The following is a 16,284-nucleotide window of genomic DNA, read 5'->3' as shown; positions in this document are numbered from 1 at the left end:
GCGTCCGGCTCCTACCAGGTGTCGCTGTCGTGTGGGCGGAACCGCAGGGCCAGATCCGGGTCATCGGCATCCAGCGCGGCGACGGTCTCCACCGTGAAGGGCTCGCCGTCAGCGCGTTCATTGAGGGCGCCGATCACCATGGCCCGCGCTTCGTCGCGCAGTTGCGACACGGTTCGCGGCAGGGTGCGGCGCCAATTGTCGACCTCGCGTTCCAGGGCGGCCAGATTGTCCGGTCGGTCGGCCTCGTCGGCCTGGCGCCAGCGACCGATATCGCGATAAGCGGCGGACAGGCGGGAGCCTTCTTCTTCCTCGAATATGTCGATCTCGATCATCATTGCCTGATAGACCAGTGAGCTCTCGACCAGACCACCGGTCGCCGGTCGCGCGTCGGCCCACCGGACGAACCAGGCCTGGGCGGTCTCGATCGGGGTCGAATAGGCCGAGCCCCAGAAATTGCGTTCCTCCCGGTTGAGCAGGGTTTCGTCGCTGGGATCGATCACGAAGACGGTGGGCGTCGCATAGATAGCGGCAACGCCGAAGCGGCGCATGACAGCATGGTTCTGGTCACGCCAGCCGACATCGATGAAGCGGGTGACGTAATGGGCATCCAGCGTCTCCGCCAGGTCGGCATCCTCGAAATGATGCGCCAGGCCGCGACTGTCATGGCACCAGTTTGCGCCGAGCACCAGAAGGAGCCGCTTGTCCTCGGCCAAGGCCTGCGCCATCGCCGCATCGACGATCGCCATGGCGTCGTAATTCCCGTCAAAGGGCTGGGGATGGTCGTCATCGGCCCGGACCGGGGCGATGACCAGCAGGAAGAAGCATCCGATGAGGGCGGCAAGACGCATGGGACAGAACCTCGATTTACAAGCCCGCCACTCAAGCATGATCAGGCCCGCACGAACAGGCGGACGCGCTGCGCCCGCCTGTCACTGTCGCGATCGTGATCCTAACCTGCCGCCAGCGCTGCCAGCCGCGCATAGAGGCCGGCATCATTGGCCGCCAGCTCCTCATGCGTGCCCTGTTCGACAATCCGGCCCTGTTCGAAGACCAGGATGCGGTCGGCATTGCGGATGGTCGACAGGCGGTGGGCGATGAGGATGGTTGTCCGACCCTGCATCACCGCATCCATTGCCAGCTGCACATCGCGCTCGGTCTCGTTGTCGAGGCTGGAGGTCGCCTCGTCGAGAATGAGGATGGGCGCATCGGTGAGGATGGCCCGGGCGATGGCGACCCGCTGGCGTTCGCCACCCGACAGTTTCACCCCGCGCTCGCCGACCAGCGTGTCATAGCCTTTGGGCAGGCGCTGGATGAAGGCATCGGCATGGGCCGCCTTCGCCGCCGCGACGATATCGTCGGCGGTGGCATCGGGAGCGCCATAGGCGATGTTCTCGGCGATCGTGCGGTGGAACAGGGCCGGATCCTGCGGCACCAGCGCCACATTGCGGCGCAGGCTGTCCTGCGTCACGCCGCGCACATCCTGGCCGTCAATCCGCACCGCGCCTTCATTCACGTCATAGAGGCGCTGCACCAGCTTGACGAAGGTCGACTTGCCCGAGCCGGTCGGCCCGACCAAAGCCACCGTCTCGCCCGGATCAATCTCCAGCGAGAAGTCGGAATAGAGCGGCCGCGTCTGACCGGCATAGGTGAAGCCCACCTCGTCGAAATGGATCGCCCCCCGGTCACGCCGGAAGTCGGGCGCCTCGGCCTGATCACCGACATCGCTCTCCTGCAAGTCAAAGATCGCCAGGTCCTGGATCTCGTCCATGCCGCGCTGGACCTGCTGCACCTGTTCACCAAAGCGCCGCATATAGCCGGACACGATCATGTAGGCGGTCAGCGCCGCCACCACATCACCGGCCGAAGCCGCACCGCGCGACCATTGCCAGACCAGCAGGCCGACCAGCGCCGCCTGCATGGTCAGGTCGGTGACGATGTTGACCAACCAGGAATTGACGAAGCGAAGCCAGGTCTTCTTGGTCTCGGTACGCCAGCGCCAGGCCAGGTCATGAAAGCGTTCGTCCTCGCGGGCCTCGGCACCAAAGCTCTTCACCGTCGCCACGCCGCCGATCGAATCCGCCAACGCTCCGCCGATCTCGCTGTCGAGCGCGTTCGAGCGGATATTCTGGGGGCGGATATAGTAGCGGCTCAGCAGCAGCGAGGAGGTGACAAAGGCGGCCATCACCGCAAACACCACGCCGCCGACCAGCGGCCAGCGAAGCGCCATCATCCCGGCAATGCCCAGCATCACACCGACCGAGGGCGCAATGCCCATGAAGATATTCACCGTGACAGTGTCATAGGCCCACATGCCGCGCGTGATCTTGCGCACCACCGACCCGGCAAAGGTGTTGGCGTGCCAGTCCAGCGAAAACCGTTGCACCCGCGCAAAGGCATGGGTGGTCAGATCCGCCATGTTGGCCGAGGAGAACGGCACCTCGCAGCGCGAGGCGGCCTGGCGCAGGGCGTAGTAAACCAGCGCCGCGCCCAGATAGGTGGCAAAGGCCGGCCAGGGCGCACCGCCGTCGGGACCGGCGGCGAGGGCATCGATCAGGCGTCCGGCGGCGAGCGGGATCATCAGTTCGGCGATGGTCGCCAGCACCATGAACACGATCATGCCGCTCAGCAGGATCGGCCGGCGGCGCCATTGGCGCGTCAGGTAGGCCAATACCTGCAGGTTGGACAGGTTACGGGCGCGGGGCGTTTCGTCTTGGTCTTGAAAGTCGGACATCTCAGCAGCGGACCCGGGGGCAGCAAGGCTGCGGGGTCCGTCCTCATGGCAATCATCATCTGGAAGACAGGCAAGTGACGCAGCGGAGTCCCGAAGGCGGCGACCGGGTTGCGGTCGAAGCGGTTTCAGGGTCAGGACGCGCGCCGGCGACCTGTTTTGCCTAGATGATGGTTCGCATGGATCTGCTCTCTTGTGCCGATTGATCCGGGTCGCGCTGGGTAGCCCGCCGCGGCGGGGAGGGCAAGGCATGGGCGGGGCAGTTTCGCGTTTGAGGCGAGATGTGTGGCAAGCGGGGCACAGGGGAGGGGCCAGGTCCTTCCCCTTGATGGGGAAGGTGGGCCGGCGCACAGCGCCGGGTCGGATCGGGTGAAACGCGCCAGCGTTCCGGCATCAACCGCCCGTCACCCACTCCGTCTCGCCCTCACGGGCGATCCACCTCGCCCATCAAGGGCGAGGACCTGATTGCCACCTAAGCCTCAATCCCCGCCACGACCGCCGCTTCCACCTTCGCCTGCGTCTCTGCGTCGATCACCGCCAGCTTGCGCTGATCCAGATCCATCGGGGCGGCGACGCCTTCCATGGTCCACCAGGGTTTGCCGGTGGCTGGCTCCAGCACCCAGTGGACGATGTTGCGGACCTTGGAGCCGGCGGATTTGAGGCCGGAGCGGATCGCATAGCCGTCGCCGGCGCGCGGCCAGCGATGGACATGGATGACGCATTCCAGCAGGGCCGATCCGATATTGGCGGTGGGTTCGCCGGCATGCATGTCCCACTCTTCGGGGAAGGCGGACGCGAAATTCGTGACGCTGTCGGAAACGCGGCCGAGCAGGAATTCGGCCCGCATCCAGCCAAAGGCGTCGATCTCGTGTTGCCCAAGGCGACCGCGACCGATCGTGGTCAGGTCGAGGGCGTCGGCGGCGCTCATCGAGGCGGGGCGGTTGCCGGGACGGTCGGTGAGGCCGCGCGGGGCGGCGAAATCCGGCGTCTCGACCGTGAGTGCCCTGGCCGCGTCGGCGAAGCGGTTTGGCCAGGCAAAGGCCTCCAGCGTGTCCGGTGCGGCATGGCCGACCCGGATCCGGAAGCTGGCGGCCGGCTGGCCGGTGCCGGAATGACGCATCACAAGAAGGATGTCGGCGGTTGCAGCCTCGATGGCGGTGAAGCCGCCTTCGATATAGAGCGGCGCGCCGGGCCGGGCTTCGGCGAGGAAGCGGATGTGCAGGGATTGCGGGGCGATCGTGGCCAGGGCGTCGGCCCGCTGGATCGGGTTGAGACCGGCCGCCTCGGCCAGGTTGGCCAGCGCTTCGCTGGCGCGAGCGAGATAGAAGCGGACATTGAGATGGCCCAGCTCGTCGCATTCCCAGGCATTCACGCAGCCGCGCCAGAGCTCGATCATGGTGGTGATGTCCTCAGGCGGGCTGGCAGGCGGCGCAGTGGCCGAAATGCTCGACCACCGAGCGCAGGATCGTGAAACCGGCCGGTGCGTTGGTCGGCACCGGGCCGCCATGGCGTTCCTCGACCGCGCCGCATTGCGAGCAGATGAACAGCTCGGCACCGCCGCCATGACCGTCCTGGTCATGAGCGTGGCTGCAGCCGACAAAGGCATTGAGGGCCTCGACCTTGTGCACCAGGCCTGCGGTCATCAGGAAATCCAGTGCGCGGTAAACCGTCGGCGGCTTGGCCGAGCCCGGTCCCGGTTTGAGGGCTTCCAGCAGGTCGTAGGCTTTCACCGGACCATCCGCTTCAAGGACGAGTTCAAGCACCCGCTTGCGGACAGGCGTGAGCTTCTCGCCCCGTTCCACGCAATGGGCTTCAGCGGCGTCGAGCGCCTTGGTGAGGGAATCAGCGGTCATCTTGCCGATATTTAATCACGCTTCGCCGCATTTCCCAGCGCTTCGGCATTGCGAAGACATGAATGTTATAATATCACGCATTTCAGTTGCACTGTTATTACGTATCGGGGAAGCCATGTTGCCGCGTCTTGAACACTCCACCGCCCTTGTTGCCCTCCTCGCCGGCGCTGGTCTCGCCAGCCCGGTTCTGGCCCAGGAAAACACTGCGGGCGAGGATGTGATCGTTGTCACCTCTGCTCCCCTGGGTGTCTCGGCGGATGAAGTTGCCGGGGCAGTCGAGGTCGTGGACCGTCGCCACCTCGAAGACAATCTGGCCGGGTCGCTGGCGGATACCATTGCCCACGAACCGGGTGTGTCGACGACCTATTTCGGCCCCGCCGCCAGCCGCCCCGTCATTCGTGGCCTGGGTGCCGACCGGGTCCGCGTGCTGGTCAATGGCGTCGGCCTGATCGACGCCTCGACGAACTCTCCGGACCACGCGGTCGCCTCCGAAGCGCTTGAAGCGCAGCAGGTCGAAATCCTGCGCGGGCCGGCGGCCATCGCCTATGGCGGCGGCGCCATCGGTGGTGTGGTCAACGTGATAGACGGCCGCATTCCCGAAGAGCGGGCTGAAGACGGTCTGGACGGGCGCTTTTACGGGTCGGTGACCTCGGTCGATGAAGGCGAAACCGCGGCCGGTCGTGTCCGTTTCAACGCCAGGCAGTTTGTCATCAACCTGGAAGGCCTGATGCGGACGGCGCAGCCCTATGACATTCCCGGTTATGCCGAGTCGGAAACATTCCGATTGTTTGAGGAGGCCGAGGAAGAACACGACGACGACCATGATGATGAGCACGAAGACGAGCATCCCCGTGGACGTGTCGAAAACTCGGGCCTTGATTTCAATTCAGCCTCGGCCGGCATTTCCTGGGTCGGCGAGAATGGCTTCATCGGGGTCGCGCTCAAACAGTCCAATGCGCTTTACGGCATTCCGGGCGGTCATGCCCACGGTGAAGAAGAGCACGATGATGATCATGATGATGATCATGATGACGATCATGGCGATGAGGACGGGCACGGGCATGGTGAGAGCGTCCGGATCGACCTGGAACAGACGCGCTTCGACCTTCGCGGCGAGTGGCGCGATCTCGGTGCCCATCTCGAACGGGTGAAGTTCTCCTTCGGCACGGGCAGCTATGAGCATGTCGAGCTGGAAGGCGATGAGATCGGGACCTTGTTCACCAATGATGGTTGGGAAGGCCGCCTCGAAGCCCGCCACGTCCCGATCGACCTGTGGGGCGGGATCTGGGAAGGCGCCGCCGGCGTCCAGGCCTTCAACCGTGATTTCGCGGCCATTGGCGAGGAGGCCTACGTCCCGCCTTCGCAAACCGCCGATTGGGGCGTCTTCTTTGTCGAGCGCTGGGACGCACAGAGCTGGGGGCTGGAAGGCGGCCTGCGGTTCGAACGCCGTGAGCTGGATACGGCGACCGACAGTCGCACGTTCGAAACCTCCAGCCTGTCCGGGTCTGTCTTCTTCCGCCCGGTTCGCGACACCTTCCTTGCGGTAACCCTGTCCTCCAGCGAACGCGCGCCAACCGATGTCGAGCTGTTCGCTGATGGACCGCATGTTGCCAGCAGCACGTTCGAGATGGGCGATCCGGGCCTTGATGTCGAACGGGCTGTGTCGGCCGAGCTGACCGCCCGGACCCGCTTTTCGGACTGGTCGCTGGAAGCCTCGATTTTCCGCGCCGACTATGATGGCTTCATCGCCGCCTATGCGACGGGCGCCGAGGAGGACGGGTTTCCGGTCTTTGCCTACAGTCAGGATGATGTCGTCCTGTCCGGTTTCGAAGGGCGCCTGGAAGGGCCGCTTGGCCGAGCCGGCGGGTGGGACTTCGATGGCGAGCTGACCGGGGAGTATGTCGAGGCCAGCCTGGATGCCGGTGGCAACCTGCCGCGCCTGCCTCCGCTGTCGGTCACGGCGGGCATCTCGGCCTCGCGGGTCGGCCACAACCTGCACCTGGAAGCGGAATGGGCCGACGTGCAGGACAGGACCGCGCCGTTCGAGTTCAAGTCCCGGTCCTATGTGCTGGTCAATGCCCGCTGGTCCTTTGAACCGGTCGCCGGACGCGACTTGCGGATCATCCTGGAAGCGCGAAACCTGACCGACGCCGAGGCCCGGCTGCACACGTCCTTCCTGAAGGAGCAGGTGCCGCTGCCAGGGCGGAATTTCCGGGCCGCAGCCGTGCTCGACTTCTGATCTGACCACCGGGGACAGTCCGGCCCTCGCGGTCAAGGGCGCGAGTGCCGCTGATGTGTCGCTCGGCCCGCCGGTTCCCGGCGCTGGATCAGTCTGTCGCTTCTGACATTTTTCGGCTTGAATCAGGTCAATGCCGGGCCGTTTCGCGGACCGGCATTTTTCTTGCTTCATGCCTGTGATGCAGGTCTGCGCCGATCCGTTGCCGGGGCAGGTCATATCCGCTATCCAGTGCGCAAAGAACTGAAGGGGTTTTTATCATGGTCGACGCTGCCGCCACCGAGCCGCGCCTTACCGGAAGTGTTCCGCTCTACAAGAATGTGGAGCCGCTCAACCGTCAAAAGCATGCCAATTATGGGGTCAATACGGTCTCCGCGCCGTTCAACTTCCTGAAAGATTGGCATTTCGTGCCAGCCATCAGTGCCGAATTTTCGTTCGCCTGTGGCAGCTATCCGATCATCTTCCTCGGCGAAAAGAAAATGCCGATCCTGGTGATGGGCCTGCGTCAGGGTTCGAACGTCTTTGTCTCTGAAGACGGCCAGTTCGACACCGAGCACTACATTCCGGCCTATGTCCGTCGCTACCCGTTCGTCAGCGCGGCCAATCCGAACGATCAGCCGTCCACGGTCTGTGTGGACCTGGACGCCGAGTTTGTCGTCACCGAAAACGCCGAGCGTCCCTTCTTCGACGACAAGGGCGAGCCGACCGAATACACCCGCCAGGCCATCGACTTCGTGTCGGCCTTTGAAAACGACGCGCGTCAGACGGAAGCGTTTGTCGAGCGTCTGATCGCGTTGGACCTGCTCGAGCAGAAAGACGTGAAGGTTGCCAATCCGCAGGATCCGGAAAACCCGGTCACCGTGGCGGAATACTGGGGTGTGTCTGCCGAAAAGTTTGACGCCCTTCCGGCTGACAAGCTGAAGGAAATGCAGGGCAATGGCGATCTTGGTGCGATCATCTCGCACATCATTTCGCTGCAGCGTTGGGAGCGTGTCCTGCGCCGGACGTCGAATGTGGCGACTGCCAAGATGCCGTCCAAGGCCTGATCCTTACACTGACCCGATTTGCGAACGGCCGTGCCAGATTGGTGCGGCCGTTTTCATTTGTGATCACGGTTGTGGGAGTGAGGTTCGCCCCGAGCGGAAAAGCGACTATATCCTCCCCGGACAGGCCGAGCCTGGCGGATTTCAACGAGGTGGATGAATGCGTGTTCTGACCGGGCTGCTTGCCCTGATCGCCCTGACCGGCCTGGCCTTCCACGCCCCTGCGCTTGCCCAGTCCCCGTGGGCGAGCGGTGAGACCATCATCGAGGCCGATCTCGTGTCCGAGCGCGCGGTAGTCGCTCCCGGCGACAGTTTCCATATCGGTCTCCACCAGATCATGCCGGAGGGATGGCACACCTATTGGCGCAATCCGGGCGATAACGGTCTGCCCGTCGAGATCGACTGGGACCTGCCGGATGGTGTCGAGGTCGGAGATATTGTGTGGCCCGCCCCGATCACGCTGCCACTCACCGACACGATCATGGATTACGGCTACAAGGATGAGCTCGTCCTGCCGATGCCGGTCACCGTCGCCGACGGGTTTGCCGGTGAGACGATCGAGTTGCGCGCCGACGCCACCTGGCTGGTCTGTGACACCATCTGTGTGCCTGAGGACCGCGAATTGTCGCTGACCCTGCCGGTCGGCGCGCAGGCAGAACAGGACGACGCCGGATACTGGTATATTCGCGGCGCGCTTGAAAGCGAGCCACAGACCGATCCGGCGGTCACCGCCCAGTTCGCCATCGAGGGCGGGCGGGTGATCCTTGAGCTGTCCGGCGGGGCCTTCGGCGACCCGGCGACGATTTCGGATTTGCGCTTCTTTCCCTACAAGACCGGCGTGATCCGCAATGCCGGTTTGCAGACCGTCGAGGCGGGTGCCGGCACCACATTGGTCCTGCTGGAGCCCGGCTATGCATCGGCCAGCGCTGGAAACGAGGTCCAGGGCGGTGTTGTCACCTGGCAGGGAGCGAACGGGACCGGACTGCAGTCGGTGGCGATCGAGGCACAGCCCGGAGCGGGCGGCTATGACCTGGCGCCCGTGGCCGGCGCACCTTCCCCGCAATCCATGTCGGGCGGTATTTTCGGATTGGTCCTGCTGGCCTTTGGTGGCGGGCTGATCCTCAATCTGATGCCGTGCGTGTTCCCGGTCCTGTCGATCAAGGTGCTCAAATTTGTCCAGGCGGCCCATGCCGATGCCGGGGCCGTGCGGCGCCAGGGCGCTTTCTTCCTGGCCGGCGTTTTGATCAGCTTTGTCGGCTTGGCCGGCATGCTGGTGATCCTGCGCGAGGTCGGCCTGCCGGTCGGCTGGGGATTCCAGCTGCAGATGCCGATTGTGGTCGCCAGCCTTGCCTTGCTGCTGTTTGCCATCGGCCTGAACCTGCTCGGTGCATTTGAGGTCGGAACCCGGCTGATGGGGCTCGGCGCCGGGCTGGCTGACAAACCCGGCTGGAAGGGCGCTTTCTTTACCGGCGTGCTCGCCGTTGTGGTCGCCGCGCCATGTGTTGGTCCGCTGGCGGCCGGGGCGCTGGGGCTGGCCCTGACCCAGCCGGCGCCGGTCGTGCTGTTGGTCGCCGCGGCCATGGGGCTGGGCCTGGCTGCACCCTTCGTGGTGCTGTCGCTTTCGCCGGGACTGCTGCGTTATCTGCCCAAGCCGGGCGCGTGGATGGTGACATTCCGCCAGTTCCTCGCCTTCCCGATGTTCGCATCGGTTGTCTGGCTGGCCTGGGTGCTGTCGATCCAGTCCGGTCCGACCGGCCTGTTGCTGCTGGGTGCCGCTATGCTGGCGCTGTCCTTTGCGGTTTGGGCGCATGGCCTGGGTGGGCGCGCCTGGAGCATGGTGGCCGTTGTCGGCGTGGTGCTCGGGATTGCCAGCGTGGTGATGATCGCCCGCCTGCCGGCCACCACAAGCACCCAGAGCCTGTCAGCGCGCGAAGAGGCCTGGTCACGGGCCCGCGTTTCCGAACTGCAGGGCATGGGACAGGCTGTATTCGTTGACGTCACGGCAGCCTGGTGCGTGACCTGTCAGATCAACAAGCTGACCGTGCTGAACAGCGAGCCGGTCGAGGCGGCGTTTGAGCGCTTTGGTGTCGCCAGCCTGCGGGCCGACTGGACCAATCGCGACGAAACCATCGCCGCCCTGATCAGCGAGCATGGTCAGGCCGGGGTGCCACTCTACCTGCTCTATCCCGCATCGGGGGGCGCTCCGCGTGTCCTGCCGACTGTGCTCACCACTGGCGGCTTTATCGACCAGCTGGAGTGGGCGGCTGACAATTAGGACCGTCGGCTCAACCGCCTGAAACAGCCGGACAGCTGGCGGGCAGGTTGATATTGTCGAGGTCAGCATCGCTGTCGACTGCCGGGGCGATTTCGCTGGCATCGGCCATCAGGTCTGCGAGATCGGTATAGATATGGGCCTGTTCGGCGGCTGTCTCGGCGGCATTGAGCGCGTCGAGGCGGGCGCTGGCATCGGCGGACATGCCGCGGAAGATGCAGCGCAGGTCCAGCGGGCCACCGGCCTCATCGATGCGTCGGCTCATCAGCAGGGCTTCCAGCGAAAACTGTTCCAGTTCGAAGGATAGCGGGTCTTCGATGTCGAGCGGTCGCGCCGGCGCCGCCGGGCGCTGGGCCGCTTCGCGTGCGCGGGCCCGGGCCGTTTCTCCGATCGCCTCGGCGAAGGCCGCGAACTCGCTTCCGGGACCGGCTTGGGCAGGTGAGGAGGCAAGCGTTGAAGCGGCGAGGACGGCAAACAGGACGGATTTCATCGGTAACTCCCAAGGCGGTGCCGATGCTTCTAGCACTAACGCCTTGATTTCCGGTGAATCGACCGGCATCTCCCCTGTCGGTATGCGTGCGCGGGTTCACAGGGCCTGCGTGCTGGTTGAAAACACCGCCTGATCCGGACCGTCGCGCCACAGCGCGAGGGTCCAAAACACGGAGACTGTGATGAGCGCCAAGAAACCCTTCCGACCCAAGGCTCGCCGTCCGCGTGGTTTTGAAGACCGCAGCGGGTCTGTCCTTCGGGTCGAGCGCCATCTCGTGGAAACCGCCAGCCGGGTCTATGATGATTGGGGTTTCGAGCCCCTGCAGACCTCGGCTTTTGAATACGCCGATGCGCTCGGCAAGTTCCTGCCGGATGAAGAACGTCCCAATGAAGGCGTGTTTGCGCTGGAAGATGATGACGGGCAGTGGCTGTCACTGCGCTATGATCACACAGCTCCGCTGGCCCGTTTCGTGGCGGAAAACTTCCAGGACCTCAACAAGCCCTATCGCCGCTACCAGGCGGGCGATGTCTGGCGCAACGAAAAGCCCGGTCCGGGCCGCTTCCGCCAGTTCGTCCAGTGCGATGCCGACACGGTCGGTGCGGCGAGCGCCTCGGCCGACGCCGAGATGATTGCGCTGGCCGCCGATGTCATGCGGGCCGTGGGCCTGGCAAATGGTGATTATGTGGTCCGGGTCAATGACCGGCGCATCCTGGACGGTGTGCTGGAGACCATTGGCGCCGCCGACCCGGAACGCCGCATGCGTGTCCTGCGCGCTGCCGACAAGCTGGATCGGCTCGGACGCGACGGTGTCGCCCTGTTGCTGGGCAATGGTCGCAAGGATGAGTCCGGTGACTTCACGGAAGGTGCCGGGCTGGACACCGCCGGCATCGACACGGTGCTGGGCTTTCTCGATGCAGGCGGCGGCAGTCGCAGTGACGTCATCGCCCGCCTCGAGCCCCTGATCGGGACCTCGCAGACCGGCAAGGCCGGTCTGGCGGCGCTGTCCGAGATCGATGCCGTGCTGACCGCAATCGGCGTCGATGTTGATCGGGCCCTGTTCGATCCCTCTGTCGTGCGCGGCCTTGGCTATTATACCGGACCGGTTTTCGAGGCGGAGCTGCTGGCCCAGGCGACCTATGAGGACGGGTCTCCGATCCAATTCGGTTCGGTCGGCGGCGGTGGTCGGTATGACGATCTGGTCTCGCGCTTTACCGGTCAGGCTGTGCCCGCGACCGGGTTCTCATTCGGGGTCAGCCGTTTCGCGGCGGCCCTGTCGGCCTTGGGGCTGCCCGGTGCGGTGCATGAGAAACCGTTGGTGCTGGTGGTGGCGAGCGAGAAGGACCGTTCAGCGGACTATCTCGCTATGGCCCGCGAACTGCGGGCGGCCGGATTCCGGGCCGAGGCCTTTGTCGGGTCCGGCAATATGGGCAAACAGATGAAATATGCGGACCGCCGGGGAGCGGTCGCCGCGGTGATTGTCGGGTCAAACGAGCGCGAGGAAGGGCTGGTCACGATCAAGGATCTCAAGCTTGGCGCGCGATTGGCCGCTGATATCAGCGACAACAAGCAGTGGCGCGAGGAGCAGCCGGCCCAGGAGACCGTGTCCCGGGATGGCTGGATCGCGGCGGTATCGGCTGTCGCGCAACGCAACAAGTAGTCACGAAAAGTCGAAGCGGAAGCGCAGCTTATCCCCCAGCGCCAGGATTATGGGGGTTGACGTAACCAGGCGGTCACGTCAACGTCCTGATCGGACCGGGCCTGACCGCTCTGTCCTTTTGGCGTTTCGGGGAGGAGACGCCCTTTATCGACCAACCGTTATCTCGGGGCTGGCCTTTGCCAGCCCCTTTTTTTGTCCGGCGACAGGTATCTGTCCGGTGCCGGCTATCTGTCCGGTTCCGGACGGCGGGTGGCATGAAAAAAGGCGGACCGGCATGAGCCAGCCCGCCTGTTCTCCGGAACACCGACGCGAGGTCAGTCGTTTTCAGTGTCGTCCGTGGTGCGGCGTTCGATGATGACGACGCGTTCGCCACCATCCATCTCGATCACCTGACGGCTGTCACCGCGCTGGATCCGCTCGACGCGGGCGTGTCGCCGCATTTCGCGACCCTCGGAGTCCGCATCGATGTGGCCACCGGCCAGTCGATCGACCTCAAGGCGATTCAGCCATTCGATCAGCTCGTCGCCGGTCTGCTCCTCACCATCGACCCAGACACGCTGGCGACCATCGATTTCCTCGATGCGCAGCTCGGCAGCGCCAGTATCGCCCATCACTTGTTGCAGGCGTTCGACATCTGCGTGGCGGCTTTCTTCATGGCCGCGCAGGACCTCGACACGAGCGCGGGCCACGTCGTGTTCCGCCCGGGCCATGTCGCGGGCGGCTCGCCGGATTTCGACCCGGGCGCGGCGCCGCTCGCCTTCGAGTTCGGCATGGGCGCCGCGCATCTCGCGACGCACTTCCTGCATCGCTTCGCGGATTTCCTCGCGGGCATTGTCCAGTTCGGCGCGGACTTCGGCTCGCTCCTCGTCGCTCAACTCATCCCAGTCACCGGAGTGGATGACGTGATGATCGTCGAGCCCGGCGAGCGCCTGTTCGAGGGACTGCAGGACGGTGGCCTCGATATCGGCACCATCCACATCAATCACCATCCGGGCGATATGGTTTTCCATGCGGGCCAGATGTTCGGCCCGCTCGGCCATGTGAACCTCGAATTCGCGACCCATGCGGGCATGATGGCCCTCGATTACCCGGACTTCATCGCCATCGATGATGACGACGCTGTGCGGGGCGGTTTCCACCACCTCGCCGTCGACTGTCACCACGCCGTCATTGATCTCGATCTGCTGGCCATCGACATTGATGACCGATCGTTCGCCGTCGCGGTCGACATGGATGGTCCGGTCGCCATTGGCGCCGCGTACCTCGACCACCTGGCCATCCTCGCTGACAACCATGGCGTCGTGGCCACCGGCCACATGAATACGGGTCTGGTGCGCGCCACTATCGTCATCGAGCGCGAAAGCCGCTGCGCCGGTCACGGCGAGCGCGGCACCTGCCATCAGAATTCGTTTCATTGCATCAATCCCTCTGCGATGTGACGGCAGGCTGAACGGGCCAGCCTTACGGGGCCCATGATCCGCGCTAAATTATTTGTCACCTATTCAGCCTGCCGCGCCCGCATCTTGCGGACAAGCTCGACCGGGCATCCGGTCATACAACCAATCTGTTGTGTCCCGAGGAGGCCGAGCAGCCCGCTTGGTGTGAGCCCTTGGGCAGCCCCCGGACTTGCCAGCCTCCTGCCCGATCCGCATTCTCCCGGTCTCGAACCGGGGACAGAAGGCAGATCATGGACCGACGACGCGTTTTGCAATCAGGTATTGCCGCCTCCCTGGCGGCGATGTTCGGACCGTCTGCCGGCGCGCTAGCGCGGGATGCCATCGAGCGGCCCCTGGCGGACCGTGTCGGCGACATGTTGCTGATGGGATTCATCGGTTCGCACAGCGAGACCGAGGGGGCCGACATCATCGATGCCCATCTGGCGGCCAACCGGATCGGCGGCGTTCTCTTCCTGCGCCACAATGTGCGTTCGCGTGAAGGCGCGGAGGGGTCCGCGGCCCGGTTCCGTGCCACAAGCCCGTCCTCCTGGATGGCGATCGATCAGGAGGGCGGCCTGGTCCAGCGCCTGTCGCGCGATCTGGGATACACCCATATCCCGCGCGCCATGCAGGTGGCCGAAGCGCGCTCGCCTGAGGATGCGGGCGAGCTCTACCGGCTCGGTGCGGCGGAATTTCGCGAGGCGGGCTTCAACATGAACCTCGCCCCGGTCGCCGACCTGCACGATCCCGACAATGCGGTGATCGGCCGGCACGGCCGCGCCTATGGCACGGATGGCGAAACCATCGCGGCTTATGCTGGTGCCTTCATTGACGCTTTCGAGGCCTCTGGCATCGCCTGTGCGATCAAGCACTTCCCCGGGCATGGCCGGTCGCGAGGCGACAGTCATGACGGCTTTGTCGACATTTCGGACAGCTGGAGCGAGGCCGAGTTGGCGCCTTTCCGTCAGCTGATCGAGCAGGGCCAGGCGCATGTGATGATGGGGGGGCATCTGACCAACCGCCAGCTCGACCCGACCGGCGCGCCGGTGACATTTTCGGCCCCGGTGCTGGAAGGCTTGTTGCGCGAGCAACTCGGTTTCACCGGCGTGATGATGACCGATGATCTCGACATGGGCGCCATTCGCAACAATTACAGCCAGCACGAGGCCGTGATCAGCGCCATCGAGGCCGGCAATGACATGATCATGCTGTCCAATTCCGCCGCGCCCGACGCCGAACTCCCGCAGCGGATTGTCGGCTGGGTCGAGGCCGCCATCAGAGAGGGACGCCTGACCGAACACCGGATCAACCAGTCGGTCGCACGGCTGGCCGTACTGAAGGCCCGTGTCGGGCTCTAGTTGGCGGTGCCTGTAAGGGCTTCCAACAGGATTTGCTGTGCCAGCTGACCGGCAATGTCGGAGCGGTCGCGATTGAGGTGAACGATGACGGTCGCATCCTGGCTCAAGAGCCGGATGGCAATCGTGCCGTAGCCGGCGATCGAGCCGCCATGGGTGACCGCTGTGAAGCCCAACGGGTGTTCCACATAGGTCGGGCCCAGCGCTCGATAGCGCCCGTCGCCCCGATCATGCAGGTCCGACATCATGGATGCGCCGATCGGGTGCAGGCGCCCGTCGTCGTCAAAAAGTGCGGCCAGGAAGTCTGCCAGCTCGTCGGCGGTCGTGAAGATGCCGCCATCGGGGCCGTTGTTTTCGAGCAATTCGAATGCGTCCTGTTCGGGATCCAGCTCGCTGCCATAGCCGTGAATCCGGTCAGCCGGATCAAACTGTATGTTGTATCCAGTGGCCGAGAGACCGAGCGGCTCGAAGACCAGTTCCCGGTAGAGCGCATCGATTGATTGACCGGTCACAGCCTCGGCGGCCAGGGCCAGATACTGGTAGTTCGTGTTGGAGTAGGCATGGTCTGTGCCAGGCGGGAAATCGGCGGCCGCGCCGCGGATGTGGGCCAGCGTCCGTTCGGGCGTGTTGCCGTCCACAGTGTTTACATGGGCGAACCAGCCATCGTCATAATAGTCGGGAATGCCACTCGTGTGGTTGAGGAGTTGGCGGATCGTGGCTTGATCTGCGTTCGCGATGTCCTCCAGCCAGTGGGCCTCAACGACATCAGCAAGTTTCATGTCCAGGGACAGCTCACCGTTCAGGATCAGCTGATGGATCACGGCGGCGGTATGTAGTTTTCCGACACTCGCTGCGCGCATCAAATGCGTCGTCTGCATGGCAAGCCCGGTCTCGCGGTTTGCCACGCCACGCGCAATGGTCATGCGACTGCCCTCAATGTCCAGCAGGACTATTGCGCCGGGAATGTCGTTTTCTGCCAGTGCCGCGTCGATCCTCGCAATGATCAGGTCGCTGCCAGTTGTGGCTGCGTCGGATGGTTCGGGGTTCGCGCAGCCGACGAGGAACGCCGCCAGCATGGCAGCCCGGATTACATGAATGACGCTTGGCACCACAGGTCTCCTGATCAATGGAGGAAAACCCTATCGCAGCCGGGCAAACTTTATCCGGCGAATTCTGTTCTTGAAGTGGCGAATTTCGCCACATAGGGTCGCCAT

At 64.4% G+C, this 16,284-nt stretch carries 12 protein-coding genes; 5 read left to right on the top strand and 7 right to left on the bottom strand.

Annotated features, from left to right (window positions below; genetic code table 11):
- Positions 1–11: 11 nt before the first annotated feature.
- The 4 genes from VOI18_RS06470 to VOI18_RS06455 all read right to left on the bottom strand — a co-directional run bounded on the left by VOI18_RS06470 (position 12) and on the right by VOI18_RS06455 (position 4,581).
- Positions 12–848: a thioredoxin family protein gene (locus VOI18_RS06470; RefSeq protein WP_323761579.1), complete on the bottom strand. Its 837-nt coding sequence runs from the start codon at positions 846–848 to the stop codon at positions 12–14.
- 101 nt (positions 849–949) lie between these two features.
- On the bottom strand, positions 950–2,731 hold the full coding sequence (locus VOI18_RS06465) for an ABC transporter ATP-binding protein (RefSeq protein WP_323761578.1): 1,782 nt from the start codon (positions 2,729–2,731) through the stop codon (positions 950–952).
- Positions 2,732–3,200: 469 nt separating this feature from the next.
- Positions 3,201–4,124, bottom strand: coding sequence for a thioesterase family protein (locus tag VOI18_RS06460; RefSeq protein WP_323761577.1), 924 nt, complete (start codon positions 4,122–4,124; stop codon positions 3,201–3,203).
- Positions 4,125–4,137: 13 nt separating this feature from the next.
- Positions 4,138–4,581 carry a transcriptional repressor gene (locus tag VOI18_RS06455; RefSeq protein ID WP_323761576.1) on the bottom strand — a complete coding sequence of 148 codons (444 nt, stop codon included), beginning with the start codon at positions 4,579–4,581 and terminating at the stop codon, positions 4,138–4,140.
- A 115-nt stretch (positions 4,582–4,696) separates the two neighbouring features.
- On the opposite strand from VOI18_RS06455, the gene VOI18_RS06450 reads away from it, so the two are divergent.
- The 3 genes from VOI18_RS06450 to VOI18_RS06440 all read left to right on the top strand — a co-directional run bounded on the left by VOI18_RS06450 (position 4,697) and on the right by VOI18_RS06440 (position 10,135).
- Positions 4,697–6,820, top strand: coding sequence for a TonB-dependent receptor (locus tag VOI18_RS06450; RefSeq protein WP_323761575.1), 2,124 nt, complete (start codon positions 4,697–4,699; stop codon positions 6,818–6,820).
- A gap of 257 nt (positions 6,821–7,077) precedes the next feature.
- Entirely contained in the window at positions 7,078–7,863 is a 786-nt protein-coding gene (locus tag VOI18_RS06445) for a SapC family protein (RefSeq protein ID WP_323761574.1), read from the top strand.
- A gap of 157 nt (positions 7,864–8,020) precedes the next feature.
- Positions 8,021–10,135, top strand: a complete 2,115-nt coding sequence (locus VOI18_RS06440; protein WP_323761573.1) for a protein-disulfide reductase DsbD family protein — start codon at positions 8,021–8,023, stop codon at positions 10,133–10,135.
- Between the two features lie 10 nt (positions 10,136–10,145).
- On the opposite strand, the gene VOI18_RS06435 is transcribed toward VOI18_RS06440, so the two are convergent.
- Positions 10,146–10,622, bottom strand: a complete 477-nt coding sequence (locus VOI18_RS06435) for a hypothetical protein (RefSeq protein WP_323761572.1) — start codon at positions 10,620–10,622, stop codon at positions 10,146–10,148.
- 181 nt (positions 10,623–10,803) lie between these two features.
- Between VOI18_RS06435 and hisS the strand changes: the two genes are divergently transcribed.
- Positions 10,804–12,279 carry a histidine--tRNA ligase gene (hisS, locus tag VOI18_RS06430; RefSeq protein ID WP_323761571.1) on the top strand — a complete coding sequence of 492 codons (1,476 nt, stop codon included), beginning with the start codon at positions 10,804–10,806 and terminating at the stop codon, positions 12,277–12,279.
- 314 nt (positions 12,280–12,593) lie between these two features.
- On the opposite strand, the gene VOI18_RS06425 is transcribed toward hisS, so the two are convergent.
- Positions 12,594–13,694, bottom strand: coding sequence for a hypothetical protein (locus VOI18_RS06425; protein WP_323761570.1), 1,101 nt, complete (start codon positions 13,692–13,694; stop codon positions 12,594–12,596).
- A gap of 272 nt (positions 13,695–13,966) precedes the next feature.
- Between VOI18_RS06425 and VOI18_RS06420 the strand changes: the two genes are divergently transcribed.
- Positions 13,967–15,073, top strand: a complete 1,107-nt coding sequence (locus VOI18_RS06420) for a glycoside hydrolase family 3 protein (RefSeq protein ID WP_323761569.1) — start codon at positions 13,967–13,969, stop codon at positions 15,071–15,073.
- On the opposite strand, the gene VOI18_RS06415 is transcribed toward VOI18_RS06420, so the two are convergent.
- A complete protein-coding gene (locus tag VOI18_RS06415; protein WP_323761568.1) occupies positions 15,070–16,179 on the bottom strand; it encodes a serine hydrolase domain-containing protein in 1,110 nt (369 codons plus the stop codon). The two genes, VOI18_RS06420 and VOI18_RS06415, sit on opposite strands and share 4 nt — an antisense overlap.
- Between the last annotated feature and the right edge of the window lie 105 nt (positions 16,180–16,284).

The sequence above is a fragment of the Maricaulis sp. genome (assembly GCF_034670125.1).
GTDB lineage: Bacteria > Pseudomonadota > Alphaproteobacteria > Caulobacterales > Maricaulaceae > Maricaulis.
This window is presented reverse-complemented; position numbering and strand designations above follow the sequence as displayed.

What these genes read in the sequence shown, in the direction of transcription:
- VOI18_RS06470 (WP_323761579.1), bottom strand. Translation starts at nt 848, where the DNA reads ATGCGTCTTGCCGCCCTCATCGGATGCTTCTTCCTGCTGGTCATCGCC.
- VOI18_RS06465 (WP_323761578.1), bottom strand. Translation starts at nt 2,731, where the DNA reads ATGTCCGACTTTCAAGACCAAGACGAAACGCCCCGCGCCCGTAACCTG.
- VOI18_RS06460 (WP_323761577.1), bottom strand. Translation starts at nt 4,124, where the DNA reads ATGATCGAGCTCTGGCGCGGCTGCGTGAATGCCTGGGAATGCGACGAG.
- VOI18_RS06455 (WP_323761576.1), bottom strand. Translation starts at nt 4,581, where the DNA reads ATGACCGCTGATTCCCTCACCAAGGCGCTCGACGCCGCTGAAGCCCAT.
- VOI18_RS06450 (WP_323761575.1), top strand. Translation starts at nt 4,697, where the DNA reads ATGTTGCCGCGTCTTGAACACTCCACCGCCCTTGTTGCCCTCCTCGCC.
- VOI18_RS06445 (WP_323761574.1), top strand. Translation starts at nt 7,078, where the DNA reads ATGGTCGACGCTGCCGCCACCGAGCCGCGCCTTACCGGAAGTGTTCCG.
- VOI18_RS06440 (WP_323761573.1), top strand. Translation starts at nt 8,021, where the DNA reads ATGCGTGTTCTGACCGGGCTGCTTGCCCTGATCGCCCTGACCGGCCTG.
- VOI18_RS06435 (WP_323761572.1), bottom strand. Translation starts at nt 10,622, where the DNA reads ATGAAATCCGTCCTGTTTGCCGTCCTCGCCGCTTCAACGCTTGCCTCC.
- hisS (WP_323761571.1), top strand. Translation starts at nt 10,804, where the DNA reads ATGAGCGCCAAGAAACCCTTCCGACCCAAGGCTCGCCGTCCGCGTGGT.
- VOI18_RS06425 (WP_323761570.1), bottom strand. Translation starts at nt 13,694, where the DNA reads ATGAAACGAATTCTGATGGCAGGTGCCGCGCTCGCCGTGACCGGCGCA.
- VOI18_RS06420 (WP_323761569.1), top strand. Translation starts at nt 13,967, where the DNA reads ATGGACCGACGACGCGTTTTGCAATCAGGTATTGCCGCCTCCCTGGCG.